The 22,703-nt window shown below is 72.6% G+C and carries 21 protein-coding genes and 3 tRNA genes; 13 read left to right on the top strand and 11 right to left on the bottom strand.

Translation table 11 applies throughout. The features are described from left to right. Nucleotides 1–5 precede the first annotated feature (5 nt). Entirely contained in the window at nucleotides 6–587 is a 582-nt protein-coding gene (locus GUI43_RS19085) for a TetR/AcrR family transcriptional regulator (RefSeq protein WP_112585044.1), read from the bottom strand. A gap of 116 nt (nucleotides 588–703) precedes the next feature. On the opposite strand from GUI43_RS19085, the gene GUI43_RS19080 reads away from it, so the two are divergent. Both GUI43_RS19080 and GUI43_RS19075 read left to right on the top strand, forming a co-directional pair. Then, entirely contained in the window at nucleotides 704–1,438 is a 735-nt protein-coding gene (locus tag GUI43_RS19080) for a GNAT family N-acetyltransferase (RefSeq protein ID WP_112699424.1), read from the top strand. 117 nt (nucleotides 1,439–1,555) lie between these two features. Beyond that, entirely contained in the window at nucleotides 1,556–2,095 is a 540-nt protein-coding gene (locus GUI43_RS19075; RefSeq protein ID WP_428842221.1) for a winged helix-turn-helix domain-containing protein, read from the top strand. Between the two features lie 63 nt (nucleotides 2,096–2,158). On the opposite strand, the gene GUI43_RS19070 is transcribed toward GUI43_RS19075, so the two are convergent. From GUI43_RS19070 to GUI43_RS19060, 3 genes are all read right to left on the bottom strand, one after another. Next, a tRNA-Val gene (locus tag GUI43_RS19070) sits at nucleotides 2,159–2,233 on the bottom strand. A gap of 13 nt (nucleotides 2,234–2,246) precedes the next feature. After that, nucleotides 2,247–2,317, bottom strand: a tRNA-Cys gene (locus tag GUI43_RS19065). A 34-nt stretch (nucleotides 2,318–2,351) separates the two neighbouring features. Then, nucleotides 2,352–2,424 (bottom strand) — tRNA-Gly (locus GUI43_RS19060). Nucleotides 2,425–2,811: 387 nt separating this feature from the next. Here GUI43_RS19060 and GUI43_RS19055 point away from each other — a divergent pair. The 3 genes from GUI43_RS19055 to GUI43_RS19045 all read left to right on the top strand — a co-directional run bounded on the left by GUI43_RS19055 (nucleotide 2,812) and on the right by GUI43_RS19045 (nucleotide 7,150). Beyond that, nucleotides 2,812–3,414, top strand: a complete 603-nt coding sequence (locus GUI43_RS19055; RefSeq protein ID WP_091400759.1) for a TetR/AcrR family transcriptional regulator — start codon at nucleotides 2,812–2,814, stop codon at nucleotides 3,412–3,414. 82 nt (nucleotides 3,415–3,496) lie between these two features. After that, on the top strand, nucleotides 3,497–4,078 hold the full coding sequence (locus GUI43_RS19050; protein ID WP_112585040.1) for a TIGR03086 family metal-binding protein: 582 nt from the start codon (nucleotides 3,497–3,499) through the stop codon (nucleotides 4,076–4,078). Between the two features lie 141 nt (nucleotides 4,079–4,219). Further along, nucleotides 4,220–7,150 carry a M36 family metallopeptidase gene (locus tag GUI43_RS19045; protein ID WP_211326728.1) on the top strand — a complete coding sequence of 977 codons (2,931 nt, stop codon included), beginning with the start codon at nucleotides 4,220–4,222 and terminating at the stop codon, nucleotides 7,148–7,150. A gap of 43 nt (nucleotides 7,151–7,193) precedes the next feature. Here GUI43_RS19045 and GUI43_RS19040 read toward each other — a convergent pair whose 3' ends face one another. Continuing rightward, nucleotides 7,194–8,087: a hypothetical protein gene (locus GUI43_RS19040; protein WP_283016235.1), complete on the bottom strand. Its 894-nt coding sequence runs from the start codon at nucleotides 8,085–8,087 to the stop codon at nucleotides 7,194–7,196. A 150-nt stretch (nucleotides 8,088–8,237) separates the two neighbouring features. Between GUI43_RS19040 and GUI43_RS19035 the strand changes: the two genes are divergently transcribed. The 5 genes from GUI43_RS19035 (at nucleotide 8,238) to GUI43_RS19015 (ending at nucleotide 12,768) form a co-directional block, all read left to right on the top strand. Continuing rightward, nucleotides 8,238–8,906: a class I SAM-dependent methyltransferase gene (locus GUI43_RS19035; RefSeq protein ID WP_091400752.1), complete on the top strand. Its 669-nt coding sequence runs from the start codon at nucleotides 8,238–8,240 to the stop codon at nucleotides 8,904–8,906. Between the two features lie 9 nt (nucleotides 8,907–8,915). Next, nucleotides 8,916–10,106, top strand: coding sequence for a cytochrome P450 (locus tag GUI43_RS19030; RefSeq protein WP_112699422.1), 1,191 nt, complete (start codon nucleotides 8,916–8,918; stop codon nucleotides 10,104–10,106). 24 nt (nucleotides 10,107–10,130) lie between these two features. Further along, nucleotides 10,131–10,979: a polysaccharide deacetylase family protein gene (locus tag GUI43_RS19025; protein ID WP_249037790.1), complete on the top strand. Its 849-nt coding sequence runs from the start codon at nucleotides 10,131–10,133 to the stop codon at nucleotides 10,977–10,979. 89 nt (nucleotides 10,980–11,068) lie between these two features. Then, nucleotides 11,069–12,001 carry an ABC transporter ATP-binding protein gene (locus GUI43_RS19020; protein ID WP_091400745.1) on the top strand — a complete coding sequence of 311 codons (933 nt, stop codon included), beginning with the start codon at nucleotides 11,069–11,071 and terminating at the stop codon, nucleotides 11,999–12,001. Further along, entirely contained in the window at nucleotides 11,998–12,768 is a 771-nt protein-coding gene (locus GUI43_RS19015; RefSeq protein WP_112699420.1) for an ABC transporter permease subunit, read from the top strand. The genes GUI43_RS19020 and GUI43_RS19015 overlap by 4 nt, the downstream gene beginning before the upstream one ends. 35 nt (nucleotides 12,769–12,803) lie before the next feature. Here the strand turns inward: GUI43_RS19015 and GUI43_RS19010 are convergent, their stop codons facing one another. From GUI43_RS19010 to GUI43_RS18995, 4 genes are all read right to left on the bottom strand, one after another. Continuing rightward, on the bottom strand, nucleotides 12,804–13,481 hold the full coding sequence (locus tag GUI43_RS19010) for a response regulator transcription factor (protein WP_112585029.1): 678 nt from the start codon (nucleotides 13,479–13,481) through the stop codon (nucleotides 12,804–12,806). Next, entirely contained in the window at nucleotides 13,481–15,052 is a 1,572-nt protein-coding gene (locus GUI43_RS19005) for a sensor histidine kinase (RefSeq protein WP_249037789.1), read from the bottom strand. Before GUI43_RS19005 ends, GUI43_RS19010 begins: the two co-directional genes overlap by 1 nt. Nucleotides 15,053–15,106: 54 nt before the next feature. Further along, on the bottom strand, nucleotides 15,107–15,811 hold the full coding sequence (gene bioD / locus GUI43_RS19000; protein WP_112585576.1) for a dethiobiotin synthase: 705 nt from the start codon (nucleotides 15,809–15,811) through the stop codon (nucleotides 15,107–15,109). A gap of 194 nt (nucleotides 15,812–16,005) precedes the next feature. Continuing rightward, nucleotides 16,006–17,142, bottom strand: coding sequence for an 8-amino-7-oxononanoate synthase (locus GUI43_RS18995; RefSeq protein WP_112603891.1), 1,137 nt, complete (start codon nucleotides 17,140–17,142; stop codon nucleotides 16,006–16,008). Nucleotides 17,143–17,297: 155 nt separating this feature from the next. Here GUI43_RS18995 and bioB point away from each other — a divergent pair, with 155 nt between their 5' ends. The 3 genes from bioB to GUI43_RS18980 are packed head-to-tail and all read left to right on the top strand — an operon-like array spanning nucleotide 17,298 to nucleotide 19,001. Continuing rightward, complete coding sequence (gene bioB, locus GUI43_RS18990) at nucleotides 17,298–18,293, top strand: biotin synthase BioB (protein WP_112585025.1); 996 nt, start codon at nucleotides 17,298–17,300, stop codon at nucleotides 18,291–18,293. 5 nt (nucleotides 18,294–18,298) lie between these two features. Next, nucleotides 18,299–18,490 (top strand): biotin synthase auxiliary protein BsaP, encoded by a 192-nt coding sequence (gene bsaP, locus GUI43_RS18985; RefSeq protein ID WP_112585569.1) that lies wholly within the window; start codon nucleotides 18,299–18,301, stop codon nucleotides 18,488–18,490. Between the two features lie 4 nt (nucleotides 18,491–18,494). Next, nucleotides 18,495–19,001, top strand: coding sequence for a GNAT family N-acetyltransferase (locus tag GUI43_RS18980; RefSeq protein WP_112585023.1), 507 nt, complete (start codon nucleotides 18,495–18,497; stop codon nucleotides 18,999–19,001). Nucleotide 19,002: 1 nt separating this feature from the next. Here the strand turns inward: GUI43_RS18980 and GUI43_RS18975 are convergent, their stop codons facing one another. Both GUI43_RS18975 and GUI43_RS18970 read right to left on the bottom strand, forming a co-directional pair. Continuing rightward, nucleotides 19,003–19,533 (bottom strand): DUF488 domain-containing protein, encoded by a 531-nt coding sequence (locus GUI43_RS18975; protein WP_211326727.1) that lies wholly within the window; start codon nucleotides 19,531–19,533, stop codon nucleotides 19,003–19,005. 131 nt (nucleotides 19,534–19,664) lie between these two features. Then, complete coding sequence (locus tag GUI43_RS18970) at nucleotides 19,665–22,568, bottom strand: glycoside hydrolase family 9 protein (RefSeq protein ID WP_249037788.1); 2,904 nt, start codon at nucleotides 22,566–22,568, stop codon at nucleotides 19,665–19,667. Between the last annotated feature and the right edge of the window lie 135 nt (nucleotides 22,569–22,703).

Raw genomic sequence — 22,703 nt, 5'->3', positions numbered from 1 at the left:
GGCGGTCAGTTCAGGCAGGTGAGCGCGACCTCGGCGTACCGCGTCAGCGCCGCCCGGTCCGGGTTGATGGCACCCATCACCCGCAGACCCTGAAGGCTGGTGACCAGGAAGCCGGCCAGGTCGGTGGCGCTGCGGTCGGTGGTGATCTGACCCCGCAACTGCGCCTCGGCGAGCAGGTCGTACAGCGCCAACTCCAGAGACTGGGTGGTCGAGCGAAGCCGCTCGGCGACCCGCACATCCTGGTGCGCCCGTTCCATCGACGCCCCGACGATGAGGCAGGAGAGGTGCCGGCCGTCGCCGGTGATGTCGTCCACCGTGCCGATGAACACCTCACGGATGACCGCCCGCGCGTCGTTGCCCGAGCGCAGCAGATCGACCATCGGTGTGGCGTAGCGCTGCCGGTACAGGTCGAGCACCGCCAGGTAGAGGCCGTCCTTGCTGCCGAACGCCGCGTAGATCGAGCCGCTGCCCAGGCCGGTCGCCTCGGAGAGGTCCCGCATGGAGGTCCCCTCGTAGCCCTTGCTCCGGAACACGTCCATGGCAGCGTCGACCGCGGCGTCGAGGTCGAACTCACGGGTGCGGGCCATGGCTGAACGCTACCCGCTATCTGGAACGATCGACAAAGTACCGCCGGTCACAGGCACCGATCCGAGCCGTTTCCGCTGGCCGAGAGGCGGGCGGACCCCGCGTTACGATCCAGATCATGGAGCCTCTCGACACGGTGCTGGCCGCGCACCGGGCGTACCTGCTCGGCTGGAACATCGGTGCCGCCGGGGGGCCGGACCTCCCGACCTACCGCAGTGACGTGCCGCACGCACCCCTCAACGGTGTGCTGCGGGTGGTCGGGCGCACACCACAGGACGCGCTCACCGAGGCCCGGAAGCGCCTGCACGGCGTACCCCGGATCTGGTGGGTCGGCCCGGACAGCGACGCCGGCACCGCGGACGGCCTGATCTCCCTCGGCACGGTGGAGGTCGCCCGCATGCCGATCATGACGGTGGGGATCGGAGCGGTGGCCGAGGTGCCGACTCCCGCCGGCGTGCAGATCGCCGAGACCACCGACCTCGCCACGTTCGTCCCGGCCTATGCCCGGGTGTCTGGAATCCCGACGGACGGTGTGGCGGCGACGATCGAACGGGAGAAGGCGTTCACCGGCGACGGCACCGTGCTCCGGCTGGCCGGCCGCCTCGATGACGGCCGGATCGTCGCGACGGCCGTCGCCTGGATCAGCCACGGTCTGGTCACCCTCTACTTCGTCGGCACCCAGCCGGAGCAGCGCCGCAGGGGCATCGGCGCGGCCATGACCAGGGCTGCCATCGAGCTGGCTGGCGAGCGGGGCGCCCGCACCGCCGCCCTGACCTCGTCGGCCGTCGGCGAGTCGGTCTACCGCGGCCTCGGCTTCCGGCCGGTGGGCGAGTTCCGCCTGTTGACCTTCTGAGAGCGATCGCCCGACCCGGCGAGCCCGAGTGGATCACGGGGTGGCCGCCCGCCGGAAACCATTGACTACGGGGTTCAGACAGCGTTGTCTTTTACTGGCGCCTGGGGAGGTACGACAGTGATCGACGATGTGTCCCTCGTGTTCTGCGTGACCGCCGACGTGTCGGTGCGCGAGCGGATGGTGCGGCGCCTGGACGGACTCGGCACCCTGGTGATCTGCACCGACCTCGCGGAGTTGCAGGCGATGATCGGCGGGCCGGTCATCAGCGGGCCGGCGCGGCTCCCCACCCCCACCCCCACCACCGCGTCCGCCCCCGCTCCGGCCGCTGCCGCAGCCGCTCCAGCCGTCGGCCTGGCCGGCCGGATCAGCCTCGGTGACCTCACCATCGACCCGCTCGACCATCGGGTGACGTGGCGCGGAGAACCACTGGCCCTGACCCGGCTCGAGCGGAACCTGCTCACCCAACTCGCCACCGCACCGGTCGGAGTCTGGACGTACCAGAGGCTGTTCGAATCGGTCTGGGGCTGCGCGTTCCTCGGCGACACGTCGGTCCTGCACTCGGCCGTGAAGCGGTTACGTCGCAAACTGCACGCCGTCGACGATGCCCTGCGCGTGCACACCGTGCGGGGCATCGGCTACCGGCTCACCGTCGACTGATGACGTGGCACCACAAGCGAAACGGCTCGTCACCGGGTCTTCCGGTAACGAGCCGTTCTCCTCTGGTGGGCGATACTGGGTTTGAACCAGTGACCTCTTCCGTGTCAAGGAAGCGCGCTCCCACTGCGCCAATCGCCCGTGCTTGTTGCCGAGGTGGGGACGGGATTTGAACCCGCGTACACGGCTTTGCAGGCCGTTGCCTCGCCTCTCGGCCACCCCACCGAGGTTGCCCCCGTCATACGTGGCGGCAGCTCCGAGCGGACGACGGGATTCGAACCCGCGACCCTCACCTTGGCAAGGTGATGCGCTACCAGCTGCGCTACGTCCGCACGCCCCCGGACGTTCCCGGGTGACGGATGAGAACTTTAGCCGAGTGGGTGTTTGACTGCCAACTCGGGGTCGCCTCGGCGCGTCCCGGGTGGCCGGGGCTGGGGCGGAGTCACCCCCGGCAGGCTTCCTAGGGGGCTGATCCGGTTTCTGGATCCAGCACGGACCGTCACACTCCGACATTCCTCGGCAATGATCGTCATCATCGCGGCGCATGCCCGACCATTGACGTCTGCGGAACTCGACACCGGGCAGCGGACCTCGACGAACACTCCCTGTGGAACGACCGACGACACCCGAAAGAAGTGTCCGGCTTCCGACTGTCACCGCGTGGATCGGCGCGCGGTGGTAACTGTTCGTGTTCAGTCGGATGGGCTACGGTAACGGTCGTGACGAGACGTGCGGCCGAGATCCGCCTGGATGCCCTGCTGCGCACCGCCTGCGACGTGATCGTGGAGCGCGGTCTGGCCAACACCCGGACGGCGGACGTGGCGAATGCCGCGGGCGTGAGTCAGGCGTTGGTTTTCTACCACTTTGCCACCAAGGAGCGGCTGCTCGCGCAGGCCTTCGCGTACGCGGTCGAGCAGGATCTGGCCCGGCTCGACGCGGTGACCCGCTCGTCGGCCGCACCGCTGACCAAGCTCCGCCGGATCCTCAAGCTCTACACCCCGGCCGGGCGGGCGACCTCCTGGTCGATGTGGATCGACGGCTGGTCCGAGTCGCTGCGTACCCCCGAGTTGGAGAAGGTCTCCCGGCGACTCGACCTGCGCTGGCGGCAGGACCTGGCCGCCGTGATCACCGCCGGGGTGGCCGACGGCACCTTCCAGTGCGCCGACCCCGACGGGGCCGCCTGGCGGATCAGCGCGGTGATGGACGGCCTCGCCGTCCAACTCGCCGTGCACGACCGGGTGATCTCCCGCCGCCAGTTCGGCGAGTGGGTCCGGCTGGTCACCTCGCGAGAGCTCGGCCTGGACCCGGCCGACCTGGACTGAGCTGAGCAGCCAGCACCGATCCCCCACACCAGGCCGGGCAAAACGGGCTCAGTCCGCCCCGTCGACCGGAACAATCGGCAGCATGGATCTCCTGGAGGCGTACCGCCGGAGCCTGGCCGAATTCATCGACCGGGTGGATCAGATCGAGCCCGGCCAGTGGTCCGACCCGACACCCTGCTCGGACTGGGACGTCCGCACGCTCGTCAACCACGTGGTGACCGAGGACCGGTGGAGCGTTCCGCTGCTCGCCGGCCGGACCATCGAGGAGGTCGGCGACCGGCTCGACGGTGACCAACTCGGCCCCGACCCGATCGCGACGGCTCGGGAGGCCGCCGCGCAGGCCGAGGTCGCCGCCACCCACCCCGGCACTATCGATCGCACAGTGCACCTCTCCAGCGGCGACACCCCGGCCATGGAGTACCTCCAGCAACTCCTCGCCGAACACCTCGTGCACGGCTGGGACGTGGCGGTGGCGATCGGCGCGCAGCCACGGCTCGACCCGGACGCGGTGCACGCCGCCGCCCAGTGGTTCGCCGGCCAGATCGACGCCTACCGGCGCAACAACCTGGTCCACACCGGCGTACAGGTGCCCGACGACGCCGACGAGCAGGACCACCTGCTGGCCGCGTTCGGCCGCGACCCCGACTGGGCGCCGAGCGCCTGACCAAATCTCGATCTGTTCGTGCGACAGCGGCTCGGGACCTTGCCGCGACCTCGGGAGACTGATATCCACAGATGCGCATGCGTCACCGCGCATCTGTGGTCGGCGACTCGCCGGCCATCCCCGCTCCCACGAGGAGGTCCCGTGCCACAACCGGAGTGGTCACCCCCGATGAGCCGGCGTCGACGCCGGCTCATCGCCATCCTGGCGACGACGGCCACTGTCGCCGCGCTGCTCCCCACCGGCGTGAGCACCGCGGCCCCCACCGGCGGCGCGGCGTCCGCCGAGCGCCGGTCCGGGCCGTTCGCCGAGGGACACGCGCCCGCCGACGCCGACAACCGGACCGGTACGGCGGCACCCGACGCCCGCCAACGCGGCCTGGCCCGCGCCGTCGACCCCGACGTCCGGTGGAACCGGCTCGGCACCCCGCAGGCGCTCGGCCCCGGCCGCACCCCGCTGGCCACCGGGCTGCCCGCCGACCCGGAGGCCGCCGCCCGCGCCTACCTGGCCGCCAACCACGACCTGTTCGGCATGGACGCCGCAACGGTGGCCAGCATGGAACGCGTGCTGGTCCGACCGATCGGCAGCGGCACCGTGGTCACCCTCCGGCAACGCTTCGGTGACCTGCCCGCCGGGCCGGACGGCCTCGTCACCCTCGCGGTCGCCGACGGCGCGGTGCTCTCGGTCAGCTCCTCGCTGGCCCGCAACACCGGCACGCCAGCGCCGGCCACCCGAACCCCCGAGCAGGCGTACGCCGCCGCGCTCGCCGACGCCAAGCTGACCGCCGACGCGGTGGCCAGCCACACCATCCGGTCGGTGGCCGTGCCCACCCCGCTGGACGGGCCGCGGGCCGCCTACGAGGTGACCATGATCGGCGCGGACACCGAGCACCCGGCCGCGTTCACCAGCTACGTGGACGGCAGCACCGGGCAGGTGCTGGTCCGCGAGGACCTCGTCGACTTCGACTCCGACAACCCGAGCTGGGCGGTCTTCCCGGCCACCCCGCCCCGCGACCTCGGCCCCGGGCAGGATCCCCGGGTGCGCTGGTGCGGTGACCCGGCCCCCGGCTGCCAGGCCGCCTTCCGCGACCCGGCCACCGGCCAACCGTGGGACGTCGACGCGGCCACCGGCACGCCGACCTTCACCTCGCGCGGCAACTCGGCGAACACCGTGTTGTCCTGGGGTGCGAACACTCCGGTCGTGCCGGCCCCCACCAGCCCGGAACGCCGCTACGAGTACCCCTTCACCGACCAGTGGCACCAGGCCCGTTGCAACCCGGCGGTGTTCACCTCCGCACAGCGCAACGACGCGGACGCGTCGATCGCCAACCTCTTCGCCATGCACAACCGGATGCACGACTGGTCGTACCAGTTGGGCTTCACCGAGTCGGCGTGGAACCTCCAGGCGGTCAACCTCACCCCGTCCGGCCTGGGCGGTGACGCCGAGCAGGGCCGCGCCCAGCAGGGCGCGCTGAGCGGCAACCGGAACAACGCCAACCAGGGCACCCCGCGCGACGGGCTGCCGCCGACCACCAACATGTATCTCTGGCAGCCACATGCCGGCGGGCCGTACCCGCCGTGCGTGGACGGCGACTACGACATGACGGTGATCGGTCACGAGTACACCCACGCGATCACCAACCGGATGATCGCCGGGCCGGACAGCGGGATCAGCGGCCACCAGGGCGGGTCGATGGGTGAGTCCTGGGGTGACCTGTTCGCCGCCGAGTACCTCTTCCAGCACGGGCTGCGCGCGCCCGGCGAGACGCCCTTCATCACCGGCGGCTACGTCACGGGCAACCTGGTCAGCGGCATCCGCAACTACGACCTGAGCCGCAGCCCGCTCAACTACTCCGACATCGGCTACAACACCGCCGGCCCGGCCGTGCACGCCGACGGGGAGATCTGGGGCGCCACCAACTTCCGGGTCCGCTCCGCCCTGGTGAAGCGGTACGGCCTCGGCACCCCGCAACGGCAGCTCGACTGCGCGCTGGGCAAGGTCGCGGCAGATCAGTGCCCGGGCAACCGGCGCTGGTCACAGCTGGTCTTCGACTCGTTCCTGCTCCAGGCCGCCAGCCAGGTCAGCATGCTCGACATGCGCGACAACATGCTCACCGCCGACCTGCTCCGCTTCGGCGGCGCGAACCAGGACCTGATCTGGGCCGAGTTCGCGCGCTCCGGGATGGGCCGGGACGCCGCCACCAACGGTGCCGGCGACACCGACCCGACGCCGAGTTTCGCCTCACCGCGCGGTGGCAACGCGACACTCACCCTGCGCCCGCGCGGGGACAGCGCCGAAGCGCCGATCCGGGTCTACGTGGGGGCGTACGAGGCGCGGGCCGTGCCGGTGGCCGACACCGACCCGGCGACGCCGATCCCGGACACCGTGGAGATGGTGGCCGGCACGTACGACCTGCTCGCCGTGGCCCCCGGGTTCGGGCACCAGCGGCTCAGCGTGGTCGCCAAGGCCGGTCAAGACGGGTACATCGACCTGCGGATGAGCCGCAACCTCGCCTCCACCGCGTCCGGCGCCACAGTCACCGGCGACGGGGTCAACCTGGACCGGGTCGTCGACGACACCGAGGCGACGAACTGGGCCTCCCTGGACGGGGTCGCCGGCCGGCAGCTCACCGTGGCGCTGCCGGGCGACGCCCCGCAGACGGTCAAGCGGGTGAACGTCAGCGCGATGCTGCGCCCGGCGATCACCGGTGACGCCGACACCGGCGCCCAGAACGCGCTCACCGCCCTGCGCTCGTTCGCGGTGTCCGCCTGCAACGCGACGACCACCGACTGCGCGGATCCGACGCGTTGGCAGCGCATCTACACCAGCGCGGGGGACGCGTTCCCCGGCGGGGCGTACCGGGCGTACAGCCGCGACATCAACCTCCGGACGTTCGCGGTACCCACCACCCTCGCCACCCACCTGCGCCTCGAGGTGCTGGCGAGCCAGTGCACCGGCGGCCCGCACTACGCGGGCGAGCAGGACGACGACCCGGCCACGACGACGGACTGCGCGACCGCCAGCCCGGCCCGCAGCCAGGTCAGGATCGCCGAGTTCCAGGCGTTCTCGAAGTGACACAGTGGGGCCGGCGGACATCCGCCGGCCCCACTGCCCTCGATCAGCGGTGCGCCCGGCGCCAGGGGTCGGCGACCTCCGGGCGCTCCCATCGCCGGTCCACCGGGGGACCCTCGCCCCCGTCGGCGTCCCCGGCCGCGGCCCGGGTCAGGTGCCGCAGCCTCAGCAGCAGCCCCACCCCGAGGAAGAGCAGCAACCCGCCGAGCAGGAAGGCGACCTGCACCACACCGAACGCGCCGGACTGCGAGACCGGACGGTTGGCCGCCGGTGGCACGGCCTCGGCCGGGTACTCCGCGACCGGCTCCTCCGTCGCCGTACTCTCGCCCTCGGCCGGCGCGCTCGCGGATTCGGTGGGCTCCGGCGGGGTCGCCGTCGGCTTCGGCGTACTGGTCGGAGCGCCGCCCACCCCGACCACCGAGCGGGTGGCGGTCTGCCGGGCCAGCAGGCGCAGGTTGGCGTCGTACGCCTCGGCCGCGAGGGTGACCCGTCCCTGGGTGACGTCCTCGGCGAAGGCCACCCGGTAGCGGGCCGTTACCGTGCGGCCCGGGCAGAGCGTGCCCGGGTCGAGCTGCCGGTCGGTCAACCGGGCCACGTCACCCTCGGTACGGATCTCCAGCGGAAAGTCGCCGGTCTCCTCCACCCGGTCCATCTTCACCTGGTCGAGCCGGAGGCCGCCCTGCACGCTGAGCACCATCGACCAGCGCACCTTCGCGCACCTGGCGCGCCGATCCGTCTGCGAGACCACAGCGGAGATCGTCCGCACCTGATCACCGGCCGTGAACCGTCCCGGCAGGCCGCTCATCTCGGTGGTGAAGGCCGCCTGTGCCGGGGCGGCCACCGCCAGCTCCACCCCGCTCAGACAGGCCAGCACCACCCCTGCCCTCAGCGCATACCGCCACACCGTCACCACCGCCGTCCTCCGTTCGGTTGCCTCCACCCCGCAACGCTAGAAGCGGGTCACCGCGCCGACCAGACGGGTGTGTTCGCACCGGACGGCAAGGACGGGGTGGGTTTTCACCGACCGTGGTGAACCGGTCACCACTCCCCCGCGACACGCCGGGAGCCGGGCCGCTGGGAGAATCACCCCGTGTCCGAGCTCTCCAGCACGTTCGTCCGGCTGCACGCGCGGCTGGCCCCGGTCCCCTTCGTTCCCGAGGTGCGGCTGCACCAGGCGGACGAGCCGATCGGCCTGTGGGAGCTGACCGAGGGCGAGTTCTCCAGCGACCGGCCGCCGCCGTTCTGGGCGTTCGCCTGGGCCGGCGGGCAGGCCCTCGCCCGCCACGTCACCGACCACCCGGAGCTGGTCGCCGGCCGGCGGGTGCTCGACCTCGCCTCCGGCTCCGGTCTGGTGGCCATCGCCGCCGCCCGCGCCGGCGCGGCGTCCGTGCGGGCCGTCGAGGTGGACGAGCTGGCGGTGGCGGCGGTCGCCCTCAACGCCGAGGCCAACGGGGTACGCGTCGACGCCGAGTTCGGCGACATCCTCGACGGCGATGCCGGGGACGCCGAGGTGGTGCTCGCCGGAGACGTCTTCTACAGCGAGGCGATGGCCCGCCGGGTGCTGCGGTTCCTGCTGCGCGCCGCCCGGGCCGGCGCGCCGGCGCTGGTCGGTGACCCCGGCCGGGCGTTCCTGCCCCGGGACCGCTTCGACGAGGTGGCCGGGTACGACGTGCCGGTGCCGGAGGCGCTGGAGAGTGTGCGGGTGAAGCGCACCACCGTCTGGCGGCTGCGGGCCGGGCTGCCGGGGGCCTCCGGCTAGCGTGTCCGGGTGCTGTTCCGCAGCTGGGCGCAGGTGGCCGACCCCGCATGGCCGGACGTGGCCCGGGTGCCGGACCACGTCGGCGGCACCCACCTGGTCGTGACCCGGCACGCGTTGGTCCGCCAGGTCCTCGCCGACCCGGTCACCTACCGGCCGGACAACGCGCTGGACGCGGTGACACCGATGCCGGTGACCGCGCTGCGGGTGCTCGCCGGGCACCGGTTCCGGCTGCCGCCGACCCTGGCGAACAACTCGGGCGTCAGCCATCCGCAGATCCGGGCGATCGTCGCGGAGGCGTTGCACCCCGCCCGGGTGGCCGCGCAGCGGCAGTGGCTCACCGCGCTGGTCCGGGACCGGGTCGCTCGGATCGGCGCCGCGCTCGACGCCGGCGAACCGGTCGACCTGTACGCGGACCTCGCCGCCGACCTGCCGCTGCTGGTGCTGGCCCGGCTGGTCGAGTTGCCGGACGCCCCGGTCGGCGCGGTCAAGGAGTTCGCCCGCGCCGCGCTGGAGTTGTTCTGGGCACCACTGGACGCCGACCGGCAGGTGGCGCTCGCCGCCGAGGTGGGTCGGTTCCACCGGGTCCTGCGTGACTTCGCGGCCGTCGGTGGCGGTCTGGCCGCCGAACTGCGCGCGGCCGGGCACCCGCCGGACGTGGTGGTCGGCGCGCTCTTCTTCCTGTTGGTCGCCGGGCAGGAGACCACCTCGCAGTTCCTCACCCTGCTACTGCACCGGCTGGCCAACGAGCCCGTGGTCCGGGCCGGCCTGCGCACCGGCGAGGTCGCGGTGGCCGACGTGGTGGAGGAGGGGTTGCGGCTGGAACCACCGATCGTCACCTGGCGGCGGGTGGCGACAACGGAGAGCACGCTGGGCGGCACGCAGGTGCCGGCGGGCAGCAGCCTCGTGCTGTGGCTGGGCCGCGCCGGTCGGGACCCGGCGGTCGTCGAGTCGCCCGACGAGTTCCGTCCGGGCCAGCGTGGATCACGCCGACACCTGGCGTTCGGGGCGGGCGCGCACCGCTGCGTCGGGGACGTGCTGGCCCGGATGGAGGCGGCCGTCGTGGTGGCCGAGGCCGCACCGCTGCTGGACGGGGTGACAGTGCTCCGTCCGCCCTGGTGCCCGGACAATCTCACCTTCCGGATGCCGGACGCGTTCGTGGTCCGCCGCTCCCCCGGGGTCACCGGGCTGACCGGATCCTGACATCCGCTCGGTATGTTTCCGGGCGTGTCAGCCATCACCACCCGTCGGATCCCTGCCGTCGTAACGCTTCTGGCCCTGCTGGCGTTGACTGCCTGCACAGTCGGTCCCAGCCACCCGGCGCATGCTCGGCAGATCACCGCGGCCCAGCCGACTCCGTCCGCACCGGCGCCGACCCCCTCGGCCGCACCGTCCCCGACCGCGAAACCCGCGTTCAAGAGCCTGGCCTGGTACGTGTCCCAGGTGCCGACGTTTCCCGAGGCGCCGCAGCCGCAACCGGTGGCGCTGCCCACGACCGGTTCGGCGGCGTTCTGGCACCGCCTGCCGACCGACCAGAGGGTCGCCTTCATCACCATCGACGACGGTGGGCTGGCCCGCCCGCCTGGAGTGATCGACTTCATCTGGGAGGCGCGCATCCCGGTGACGATGTTCCTCAACTCGCCGGCGGCGGCGGAGCACACCGACTACTTCCGGCAGATCGAGGCGGTGGGCGGGGTAGTGGAGAACCACACCGTCACGCACAACTCGCTGGCCGGCCGGTCGTACGACTACCAGAAGCAGGAGATCTGCGGTGCCGCCGACACGTTGGAGGAGCTGTTCGGCAAGCGGCCCACCCTGTTCCGGCCACCGTTCGGTGAGCATGACAGCACCACGCTGAAGGCCGCGCATGACTGCGGCGCGAAGGCGGTCTTCCACTGGACCGAGACCGTCCACGAGGGAAAGGTGCGCTACCAGACCCCGGAGAAGGTGGTCCAACCCGGCGACGTGCTGCTGATGCACTTCCGACCGGCGCTGATGGACGACCTGCTCGCGGCGTTGAAGGCGATCCACCGGGCGGGGCTCACCCCGGCGCTGCTGGAGCAGTACGTACGGTGATCAGCCCGCCACCGGCCTGACGAAAGTCAGGGGTGGGTGGTGCCGTTCGGGCGCGGCGGCATGGCAGGCCGCTCGCCTAGCGTCAGCGCATGATCACATTACGTGGGTTGACGAAACGGTTCGGGTCGACCGTCGCTGTCGACGCGTTGACAGTCGACATCGCGCCCGGCCGGGTCACCGGCTTCCTCGGCCCGAACGGCGCCGGCAAGTCCACCACCATGCGGATGATCCTCGGGCTGGACCGTCCCACCGCCGGGCAGGCCCTGGTGGGCGGGCGCGCGTACCGGGAGTTGCGCCGACCGCTGCACGAGGTGGGCGCGCTGCTCGACGCCCGAGCCATCCACCCGGCCCGGTCCGGCCGGGCGCACCTGCGGGCCATGGCGCACAGCAACGGCATCCCGACCCGCCGGGTCGACGAGGTGTTGGACACCGTCGGGCTGGACGGACGGGCCGCCGCTAAGCCGGGACGGACGCTCTCGCTCGGCATGGGCCAACGGCTCGGCATCGCCGGCGCGCTGCTCGGCGACCCGCCGGTGCTGATGTTCGACGAGCCGGTGAACGGACTCGACCCGGACGGGGTGCGCTGGGTGCGGCAGCTGATGCGCTCGCTGGCCGACGAGGGACGGACGATCTTCGTCTCCAGCCACCTGATGAGCGAGATGCAGCTCACCGCCGACCAGCTCGTGGTGATCGGCCGAGGGCGACTGCTCGCCGACGAGCCGATCGGCGAGGTGATCGCCCGCAGCACTGTCGCGGTCCGGGTCCGCAGCCCGCACCCGGACGGGCTGGCCGCGCTCGCCGCGCGCCTCACGGCCGCCGGGGCGAGCGTCGAGGCGGCCGACCGGAACGAGCTGACCGTCACCGGCGCCACCGCCGACCAGGTCGGCGACCTGGCTCACGAACTGGGGGTACGACTGCACGAGCTGAGCGCGCACGCCGCGTCGCTGGAGCAGGCGTTCATGGAGCTGACCGCCGACAGCGTCGAGTACGCCGGTGGCCCGACCGGAGGTGGCGCGCGATGAGCACCAGCACCCGTCACGGCGCCGTGGCCGCCGAGTGGACCAAGCTCTCCTCGGTGCGGAGCACCTGGTGGACGGCGCTGGCCGGGCTGCTGGTGATGGCCGCCAGCGCCGGCCAGCTGGCCATCTACGCGGCGAACGACAACACCAACGACGACCCGACCGACGACCGGGGGATCGTCACCGTCGGCAGCGTGCTCATCGACTCGGTCGAGCTGACCCAGTACGTGGTGCTGGCGCTGGGCCTGCTCGCGATCACCGCCGAGTTCACCAGTGGCACCATCCGCACGACGTTGCAGTGCACCCCGTCCCGTGGTCGGGTACTGCTGGCCAAGGCCGCGGTCGCCGGGGCGGTCACCTTCGCGCTCGGGCTGCTGCTCGGCGGCGTCGGCGCCCTGGTCGCCCGACCGGTGCTCGGCGAGTGGGGCAGCGCCCCGGCCGCCGACACGGTCGGCGACATCGTGGCGGTGGCGACCTACCTGGCGCTGATCGGTGTGCTCGCCCTGGGCCTCGGTGCCGCGTTGCGCAGTGCGGTGCTCACGCTCACCGTCCTCCTCGCCACCCTGATGATCGTGCCGCTGTCGCTTCAGGAGCCGGACATCGACGTGCTGAACCGGATCGCCGACGTGTTCCCCGGCGTGGCCGGCGGGCACTTCCTGGCCGGCGACACCGAGCCGTACCCGCCCCTGGTCGGGCTGCTCCTGCTCGCCGGGTGGGCCGGCGCCGCGCTGCTCTTGGGCCGGGCCGCACTGCGCCGCCGCGACGCGTGACGATGTCGGCTGAGCGAGGGCTCCCCGGCCCCCGCTCAGCCGTCGACCAACCCCGCCTCGTACGCCAGGATCGCCGCCTGCACCCGGTTGCGTACGTCCAGCCGGGTGAAGATGCTGGTCAGGTAGCTCTTCACGGTGCCCTCCACGAGGTGCAGCCGGCGGGCGATCTCGGCGTTGGAGAGGCCCGCCCCGACCAGGGCAAGCACCTCCCGTTCCCGCTCGGTCAGCCCGGCCGCACGCTCCCGGGCGGCGGGTCGGCGGGCCAGCCGGTCGGCCCCCAGCTCGATCACCCGGCGGGCCACCCTCGGCGACAGGTACGCCCCACCGTCGGCGACGGCGTGCACACCGGCGATCAGTTCACGCGGGTCGCCGGCCTTGAGCAGGAATCCGCTGGCACCGTGCCCGAGCGCCCGGGCCACGTGGTCGTCCTCGCCGAAGGTGGTCAGCATGATCGTCGCGGTGTCCGGCACGACCCGGCGGATCTCGGCGGCGGCGGCCAACCCGTCCAGCCGCGGCATCCGGATGTCCAGCAGCGCGACCCGGGGTCGGTGGGCACGGACCAGCTCCACCGCCGCGTGCCCGTCGCCGGCCTCGGCGACCACCTCGATGCCGGGATCGCTGGCGAGGATGGCCCGGACACCGGCCCGGATCATCGCCTCGTCGTCGGCCAGCACCACCCGGATCGGCGGTGCCCCCGTCGTGTCGGTGTCCACTACGCGATCCACTCCTTGCTGACCAGCCGGCCGTCGGTGAAACAGAGCCGCCAGGTCGGCGCGGCGAGGGGAAAGTTGCCGTCGGTGTAGTACTCGCAGCCGACCCGGTCGACAGGTGTCGGGCGTTCCAACTGCCGCCGGGGCAGCCCGACCAGCTCCGACCGGGCCGCGCCGACGCGCATCTGGTCGAAGGTGGCCCGGTCCAGCACCGTCCCGGCGGTCGCCACCGGGTAGTAGACGAACGAGAGCACCAGGGCGAAACCGACCGGGGCGACGAGCGCCACCAGCAGGCTGCGCCGAACGCGCCGCCGGGCGTCGTGCAGCCGCCGCTCGGCGTCCACCGGCCGCTCCGCCGGACCCTGTCGCTCGTCGGACCAGGACGTCGGCCCGACCTCGGCCGCCGACCCGATCGGCTCGGGCGGCGCCGCGGTGGCCGGCAACACCGCCCATACCGCGAACCCGCCGTCGGCCCGGTGGCCGGCGTCGAGCGTCCCGCCGGCGAGGCGGACCCGCTCGGCGAGGGCGAGCAGCCCACTGCCCTGCGACGGCGGGGCGGGCAGCGGCCCGGCCGGCGGAGCGTCGTTGACGACTGTCACCTCGACCCGGTCACCGTCGCGGGTGAGGCGCACGTCGACCGGGGCGCCCGGCGCGTACCGGGCCGCGTTGGTCAGCGCCTCCCGCACGATCCGGTGCGCCGCGTGCCCGGTCATCGCCGGTAGGTCCGCGACCACCGGGGCGGTGTCCAGCCGTACCGCCATGCCGGCCTCCCGGGCGCCGTCGACCAGGTCGGCCACGGTCTCCCCGCTCGGACGCAGCGACGCGCCAGCCTCCTCGCGGAGCACCCCGATGATCTCGTGCAGTCGCTCGGTGGCGGCGGAGACGCTGGCCCGCAACTCCCCCGCCGCGGCCCGGTGCCGGTCGTCCAGGTCCGCGGCGACCTCCAGGGCGGCGGCGCGCAACGCGATCAGGCTGAGGTCGTGACCGAGCGAGTCGTGCATCTCCCCGGCGATCCGGGCCCGCTCACGCAGCCGGATCCGCTCGGCGGCACCTCGCTGCTCGCGGGTCAGCGCGTCGACGTGCCGGCGACCGGCGTCGGTCAACTCCTGCTGCTGGCGGCGGTACCGGCCGACCAACCAGGGGAACACGGCGGCGAAGAGCAGCACCGAGGCGAGCAGGAACCAGGTGGCCGCGCCGGCGCCGAGCAGCCCCAGGTTGAGCGCCGTGCCACCGGCCGTGATCAGCACGAAGACCATGATCGCTGGACCCACTGTGGCGCTGCGCCGCCCGGCGAGATAACTGAAGACCGGAATGGCGAACACGAAGTTGCCATCGACCAACGACCCGAGCACCGCCAGCACCAGGGCGACCAACGGCTGACGTCGACTCGCCACCACCGCCACACTCAGCACCAGCAGCTTGCCGACCAGCAGCGGCAACGTGTACCGCGTATAGGGCGGGCTGGCCTCGGCGTAGCCGACCGGGGCGACCACCACCGCCCAGAGCAGCACGTCCAGCAGCAGGCGACGCCGCCGGTGCAGCCAAGCCGGCGGCGGGAAGTCGAGGATCCGCACGGCGGTCAGGCTACCCACGCCCGACCTGCGCGGACACCGACGAAAGTCAGGTGTTCAGCCGCTCTCCTCGGCCCAGACCCGCCAGTCGTCCAGCACGCCGTGCAGGGCCGGGGTGAGCCAACCCGGCGCGGACCGCCGGAACACGCCCGGGTCCATCGCGCCCGCGCCGTCGGGCAGAGCGCCGAGCAGGTTCGGCACCAGGTCGGTGAGGTTCGTCCAGTGCACCAGCTCCGGCCGGGCCGGCCAGGCGCCGATCACCACACCGGCCGGCACCGCCCTACGGTCCAGCGCCTCCAGGGTCAGCGCGGTGTGGTTGAGCGTGCCCAACCCGGCGCGGGCGACCACCACCGCGGGCGCACCGAGCGACACCGCCAGGTCGGCCATCGTCCACGGCTCCCCCGACGGCCGCAGCCCCATCGGAACCAGCAACCCACCCGCGCCCTCGATCAGCACGAGGTCGTGCTTGTCGGCCTCCGCACGGACGGCGTCCACCGCCGCGTACAACTCCAGCGGAGGCAGGTCCGCGACCCGCGCGGCGGCCAACGGGGCGAGCGGATCCGGGTAGCTGGCCAGGGTCCGGCCGGTCAGCGGCGCAGCCAGCCTGTTCACCGCGTCCACGTCGCCGGGCTCACCGCCGGCCGTACCGGTCTGACCCGGTTTGATCACCGCCACCCGCAGCCCGGCGGCCTGCGCGGCGGCCGCGATCGCCGCGGTCACCACCGTCTTGCCGACCTCGGTGTCCGTCCCGGTGACCAGCACCGACCCCGCCCACCCGGTCACGGCGCCACCTCGGTTCGCGACTGCGGGGCTCGCAACCCCGGCTCACTCCTCGCGCTCACGGCGCCCCCTCGGTTCGCGACTGCGGGGCTCGCAAACCCGGCTCACTCCTCGCGCTCACGACGCCCCCTCGGTTCGCGACTGCGCGGCTCGCAAACCCGGCTCGCTCCTCGCGCTCACGGCGCGGTGTCCACGATGACGTCCAGCGCCCGCTCGAACGCCGCCCGGGGCACCCCCGCGCTCACTGTGAGGCGCAGGCGGGAGCGGCTGTCCGGGGTGGATGGTGGCCGGAAACAGCCCACCGCGACGCCCCGGTCCCGGCAGTCCGCGGCCCAGGCGGTCGCCGCCTCCGGCCCCGGGGCGGTCACCGAGATCACCGCCGCGTCCGGGGCGGAGACGGTCAGCCCGGCCGCCCGCAGTCGACCGACCGCCAGTCCCACCCGGTCGGAGAGTTCGGCGCGCAGGTCGTCGCCGGCCTGGGCGAGCCGCAGCGCGGCGTGCACACCCGCGGCGACCGCCGGCGGCAGTGCCGTGTCGAAGATGAACGTGCGCCCGGTCTCGACCAGATGCCTGACGAACTCGGCCGGGCCGGCGACAACGCCGCCCGCGCCACCGAGCGCCTTGGACAGGGTGGCGGTCACCACCACGTCCGGCTCGCCGGCCAGCCCGGTGGCCGCCACCGCGCCCGCGCCGGCCGGGCCGGTCAGGCCCAGCGCGTGCGCGTCGTCGACCAGCAGCAGCGCGCCGTGACGGCGGGCCACTGCGTGCAGCCGAGCCAGCGGGGCGAGATCACCGTCGACCGAGAAGACCGACTCGGTCACCACCACTGCCGGGCGGCCGGGAGCGGCCGCGAGCGCGGCGGCTACCGCGTCGACGTCGGCGTGCGGGGTGACCACCGTCTCCGCGCCGGAGATGCGGCAGCCGTCGATCAGCGACGCGTGGTTGTGCGCGTCGGAGACGAGCAGCGTCCGAGGTTGGACGAGCGCCCGCAGCGCGCCGAGGTTGGCCAGGTAACCGGAGGAGAAGACCAGGGCACCATCGGTGCCCAGCCAGCGGGCCAGGTCCTCCTCCAGCGCCCGGTGCGCGTCGGTGGAGCCCCGGACCAGGCGCGACCCGGTCGCCCCCAGCCCGTACGCCGACAGGGCCGCCGTGGCCGCCGCGATGACGTCCGGGTGGGCGGCCAGGCCGAGGTAGTCGTTGCCGGCCAGATCGGTCATCTGGTCGTCGGCCGGACGCGGATGCAGTCGCCTGGTGAGCCCGGCCTTCGCCCGCAGCTCCGCGCGGCGGTCGAGCGCCGCCAGCCAGTCCGCCACCGTCACCCTCCCCCGCTGTGCGTGCCGGTCAGCCCGACACCCGCCGGGCGAAATTACCACCCGCCGCCACCGGCCCGACGATTCCACTCGGTGCGAGCTGTCCACGAGCTGCCAGGGCATTCCGGCTGATCGGGCGGCCTTGTAGGGTACGAGCCATGCCAGAGATCCTCGACCAGGCCCGGACCCAGGTCCTGGGTGACGGTGTCGGCCTCGATCAGGCCGGCGTCCTCGCCGTGCTGAACCTGCCCGACGAGCACCTGCCCGCCGCCCTCCAGCTCGCTCACGACGTGCGGATGCGTTGGTGCGGCCCGGAGGTCGAGGTCGAGGGAATCGTCTCGCTCAAGACCGGCGGCTGCCCGGAAGACTGCCACTTCTGCTCGCAGTCGGGCCTGTTCACCTCGCCGGTGCGTTCGGTCTGGCTGGACATCCCGTCGCTGGTCGAGGCGGCGAAGCAGACCGCCGCGACCGGGGCCACCGAGTTCTGCATCGTCGCCGCGGTCCGCGGTCCGGACGCCCGGCTGATGAAGCAGATGCGCGAGGGCGTCGCCGCCATCAAGGCGGAGGTCGACATCCAGGTCGCCGCGTCGCTGGGCATGCTCAGCAAGGAGCAGGTCGACGACCTGGTCGACATGGGCGTGCACCGTTACAACCACAATCTGGAGACCTGCCGGTCGTACTTCCCCAACGTGGTCACCACGCACTCGTGGGAGGAGCGCTGGGAGACGCTGCGGATGGTGCGCGACTCCGGCATGGAGGTGTGCTGCGGTGGCATCCTCGGCCTCGGTGAGACCGTCGAGCAGCGGGCCGAGTTCGCCGCACAGCTCGCCGAGCTGAACCCGCACGAGGTGCCGCTCAACTTCCTCAACCCGCGCCCCGGCACCCCGCTGGGTGACCGCCCGGTGGTGGAGGGCAAGGACGCGCTGCGGGCCATCGCCGCGTTCCGGCTGGCCATGCCGCGCACCATCCTGCGGTACGCCGGTGGTCGCGAGATCACCCTCGGCGACCTCGGCACCCGTGATGGTCTGCTCGGCGGCATCAACGCGGTGATCGTCGGCAACTATCTGACCACTCTGGGTCGACCGGCGACGGCCGACCTGGAGCTGCTGGACGAGTTGAAGATGCCGGTCAAGGCGCTTTCCGCCACGCTGTGACGACCATGACGACGACGGAGCTGTGGTGCGACCGGTGCGGTGAGTCGGCGACGGCCACCGCGCACCCGGCCTGCGCGTCGGCCCGCCAGTTGGAGCCGCCCCGGTTCTGCCCCCACTGCCGTCGCCGGATGAAGGTGCAGGTGCTGCCGGTGGGCTGGTCGGCGGTCTGCGTCGAGCACGGCGAGATCCGGGGCTGAGCCGGTGCTGCGAGGGCGGGCGGTGACACTACGACCGGCGACGGTCGCGGACGTGCCGGCCCTCGCCGCGATCCGGGCCGACCCGGAGGTACGCCGGTGGTGGCGGGGCGGCGACGACCTGGCCGACTCCGTACACGCCGACCTCGCCGACGACGACCTGCACGTGTACGCGATCGAGCACGACGGTCGGGTGATCGGTGCGATCCAGTGGTACGCCGAGGCGGACCCGGACTACCGGCACGCCAGCCTGGACGTCTTCCTCGACCCGGCGGAGCGCGGCGCCGGCCTCGGCGGTGACGCCATTCGCACCCTGGCCCGACACCTGATCGACCAGTACGGCCACCACCGCTTCACCATCGACCCGGCCGCGGCGAACAGTGCCGCCATCCGGGCGTACGCGAAGGTCGGTTTTCGCCCGGTGGGGGTGCTGCGCCGCTACGAGCGCGGCGCGGACGGCCGCTGGCACGACGGCCTCTTGATGGACCTGCTCGCCGACGACCTGGTGGAGTGACTCAGGCGTCGTCCCACAGCAGGTGGCCGTCGGGCAGTCGGCGGGCGCCCTCGGCCGGCGGGTGCGGGCTGAGGCGGCCGTCCGGCATCAGATGCGCCACGGGGACTCCGTTGCCCAGCGTCGCGACGTCGGCGATCAATCGCCGGTGGCAGCGCCACCACACGCTCTCGCTGCACATGATCGCGGTGGTCCGACGATCCGCCTCGGCGAGCACCTCGGCGAGCGCGTCGTCGAACTCGGCCGTCCGCGTGTGGGCGGCGTACGCCCGGAACGCCGCGACCGTCCACCAGGTGTCCGGCTCCGGCTCCCCGGCCGGGACGTGTCGTCGTCCACCGAGCCGCGGCTCCCAGCGGTAGTCGATGCCGCACTCGGGCAGCCACTGTTCGAGTTCCTCGCGGCGGACGTCCGGGTTGGTGCGGCTGGCCGGGTATCGCCGCACGTCCACCACCTGGGCGATCCCGGCCCCGGTCAGCAACTCTCCCAGCCGGCCCCGATCGGCCGCGCCGTGTCCGACGGTCAGCAACTCTCGCACCACCGTGGCTTGCCCGGAATCCCGCTGATCTATCCCACCCGGGTCCGCCCGGGAGGGCCGGGCGCCGCAGATCTTGGACAGTTACCGTTCGCGCGGAACGGTAACTGTCCAAGATCTCGTCGCGGTGCCGGTCAGGCGATGGTGCAGGGGGTGTTGTTGACGGTGATGGCGGTCGGTTTCGGGTTGGCGCCGCTGTACGTGCCGTTGAAGCCGAAGCTCACCGACGCGCCCGCCGCGATCGTGCCGTTGTAGGACAGGTTCGTGGCGGTGACCGCCGCGCCGCTCTGGCTGATCGCCGCCGACCAGCCCTGACTGACGCTCTGCCCGCCGGGGAAGCTGAACCGCAGGGTCCAGCCGTTGATCGCGGTGGTGCCGGTGTTGGTGATCGACACGTTGGCGGTGAAGCCGCCGCCCCAGTCGGTGGTGGCGTACCCCACAGTGCAGGTGCCGCCGACCGGCGGGGCCGCGGTGGTCACCGCGACCGGCGTGGACGCCGCGGAGGTGTTGCCCGCGGCGTCCACGGCCACCACGTAGAACTGGTACGCCGTCGAGGCGGTCAACCCGGACACCGCCTGGGTGGTGCCGGTCGGCGAGCCGACCAGCACGTCGGTGGCGCCGGCCTCGCGGTAGACCCGGTAACCGGTGACGCCCACGTTGTCGGTCGACGGGGTCCAGGCCAGTGTGAGCCCGGTGGGGGTGACGGCCGAGGCGACCGGCGTGCCGGGGGTGCTCGGCGCTGTGGTGTCGGCGGTGCCGGCCGGTGGCGTGGTCACGCTGAGCTTCGGCGAGGCGGCCGACTCGTTGCCCGCGCCGTCGCGCGCCACGATGGTGTACTCGAACGTCCGCTCCGGCAGCAGCGTGGTGATGGTGATCGAGTTCTCGGTGACCCGTCGGGTCGCCACCACGTCGTTACCGACCATGAACTCGCGGACGTCGTACCCGGCGAGGCCGCTGCCGCCGCTGTCGGTGGACGGCGCCCAGGTCAGGGTGACCGTGCGGGGGCCGAGGTTGGACGCCACGGGAGTACCCGGGACGGTCGGTTTGGTGGTGTCCGGTACCACCGGGCCCGGCTCCTCACCCCAGACGCGGGTCGCGCCGGAGTAGAGCGGCACCTTCCGGTTGGGCCCTGCGGTGGCCTGGTACGACGGGTCGTTTGTCGGGTCCCAGGTGCCGCCCTCCGGCACGCCGATCTTGAACTGGACCTCCATCCGGTGCTGCGACTGACCCGCCGGGGCGATGGTGTGCCCGGCGCAGTCCACCTCGACGTACCAGATGTCGCCGCTGAACTGCTTGGCGGTGGTCGGGGACGGGCAGCCCTGGGTGTAGCCGGCGGTGACCTGCACGGGGCCGGTGCCGTCGGGCCGGAAGTAGTAGCGGAACCGGCCGTCGGTCAGCGCGCGGGCCGGGAACGCGGACTTGTTGTAGACCATCACCTTGAGACCGGTGGCCCGAGGTTCGGCCTGCGTCACGGTGGTCTCCACTGTCAACTCGTCGATGTCCGGCGTCTCGGCGACCGGGAAGTTCGCCAGCGGCGTGCCGCCGTACTCGGAGGTCAGCCGGACCAGCGCGGACGTGAAGCCGGCGTTGTAGTCGGTGGCCACCTCGTTCATCACGTAGTCCGAGCGGCTGTCGCTGTACGCGTCGTTGGCCGAGGACGGGCCGCCGACCAGCGCGCCGTAGAGGGTGTGCCGGGTCTCGACAGGCACGGTCTGGCTGTCCCACCAGGAGCCGTGTGCGGTGCGGTGGTGCGGGTTCTTCGGCGCGTTGGCACCGAACCCGATGACGTAGCTGGAGTTACGGGGGTTGTCGCCGAGCGCGTAGTTGATCTGCCGGACGGCGAAGTCGTGGTAGCGGGCCTTGCGGGTGGTGTCGGTGGTCTTGTCGCTGTAGACCAGCGCGGCGAAGGAGGTGTTCGCGGCGTAGCGCAGCGCGCCCCAGGAGTCGAGCACTGCCATCCCGCCCGGCGAGTACGGCACCCGCTGCCCGTTCACCCCGACGGTCCAGTAGTCCAGCCACCGGTTGGCGTCGTCGACGTACTTCTGCTTGCCGGTCAGGTTGGCCAGCAGCACGTACGCGCCGAACTGCTTGTTGTCCCAGGCGATGGTCCACTTGTAGGAGCGGGTGGTGGACTGGTTCTCGGTGCCGAGCTTGTCGTACTCACTCTCGGCCTTGGTCAGGTAGCTGGCCTCGCCGGTGGCCCGGTGCAGCCAGATCGCGGCCCAGACCAGCTCGTCCTGCCAGCCGCTCCACGAGCGGTAGAAGCTCGTGGCGTCGGTGATGCACTCGTGGTACGCCTTCCGCACCGTGTCGGCGAAGGTGTAGAGCTGCCGGGCGTGGCCCAGCAGCTTGTCCGCGTAGGCGGCGTCGGTGGGCCGGAACACCATCGAGGAGGCGGCCATCGCGGCCGCCGTCTCCCCCGCCAGGTCCGCGCCGCCACAGCTGGCATCGATCTTGTACGCGGGCCGCGCCATCGGCATCACCTCGGCCGGGCCCCACCACTTGTGGTCGTCGTCGCCCTTGCCGACCTGTCCGTAGAGGACGTTGGCCGACGGGTGCGCCTTGATGAAGTAGTCGTTGACGAAGCGCAGGTTGTTGAGCAGGTGCGGCAGTTGCCCGGAGGAGGTGTAGCCGCTGCGGTACTCGACAGCTCCCCAGGCGAGCATGGTGGCGCTGAACGCCATCGGGAAACCGAACTTGACGTGGTCGCCGGCGTCGTACCAGCCGCCGGTGAGGTCCACCCCCGCGCTCGCGCCGTCGGTGAGCGCGCTGTCTCCGCGCCAGGAGACCCGGTTCCAGTCGGGCAGCCGACCGGACTGCTGCGCCTCGTAGAAGAGCAGCGACTTCTGCAACGCCTCGGCGTAGTTGTAGGTCGCCGCCGGCGCGGCGGAGGCGGGCCCGGACGGTGGCGCGGTCACCGCGAGGGACGCGCCGGTGAGCAGCGCGACGCCGAGGGCCAGCAGCCGCCGCGGCCAGGGCTGGTCGGCGGCCGGCGACCGGCCGGGCTGGCCGCTGAACGGCCGGGTCAGGTGGCGCATGGCGGACTCCTGTCGGAGGCGCCGCCGGCGGTCGCACCGACGCGGGACGGCGTACGGGCGGCACGGCCACCGGCGACAGCGGGGTGGCGGTGTGACCACGGGTCATGGAAGCGCTCCCATGGATAACCGACAATG

Origin of the sequence: Micromonospora noduli (assembly GCF_003264365.1) — a bacterium.
Lineage (GTDB): Bacteria > Actinomycetota > Actinomycetes > Mycobacteriales > Micromonosporaceae > Micromonospora > Micromonospora noduli.
This window is presented reverse-complemented; position numbering and strand designations above follow the sequence as displayed.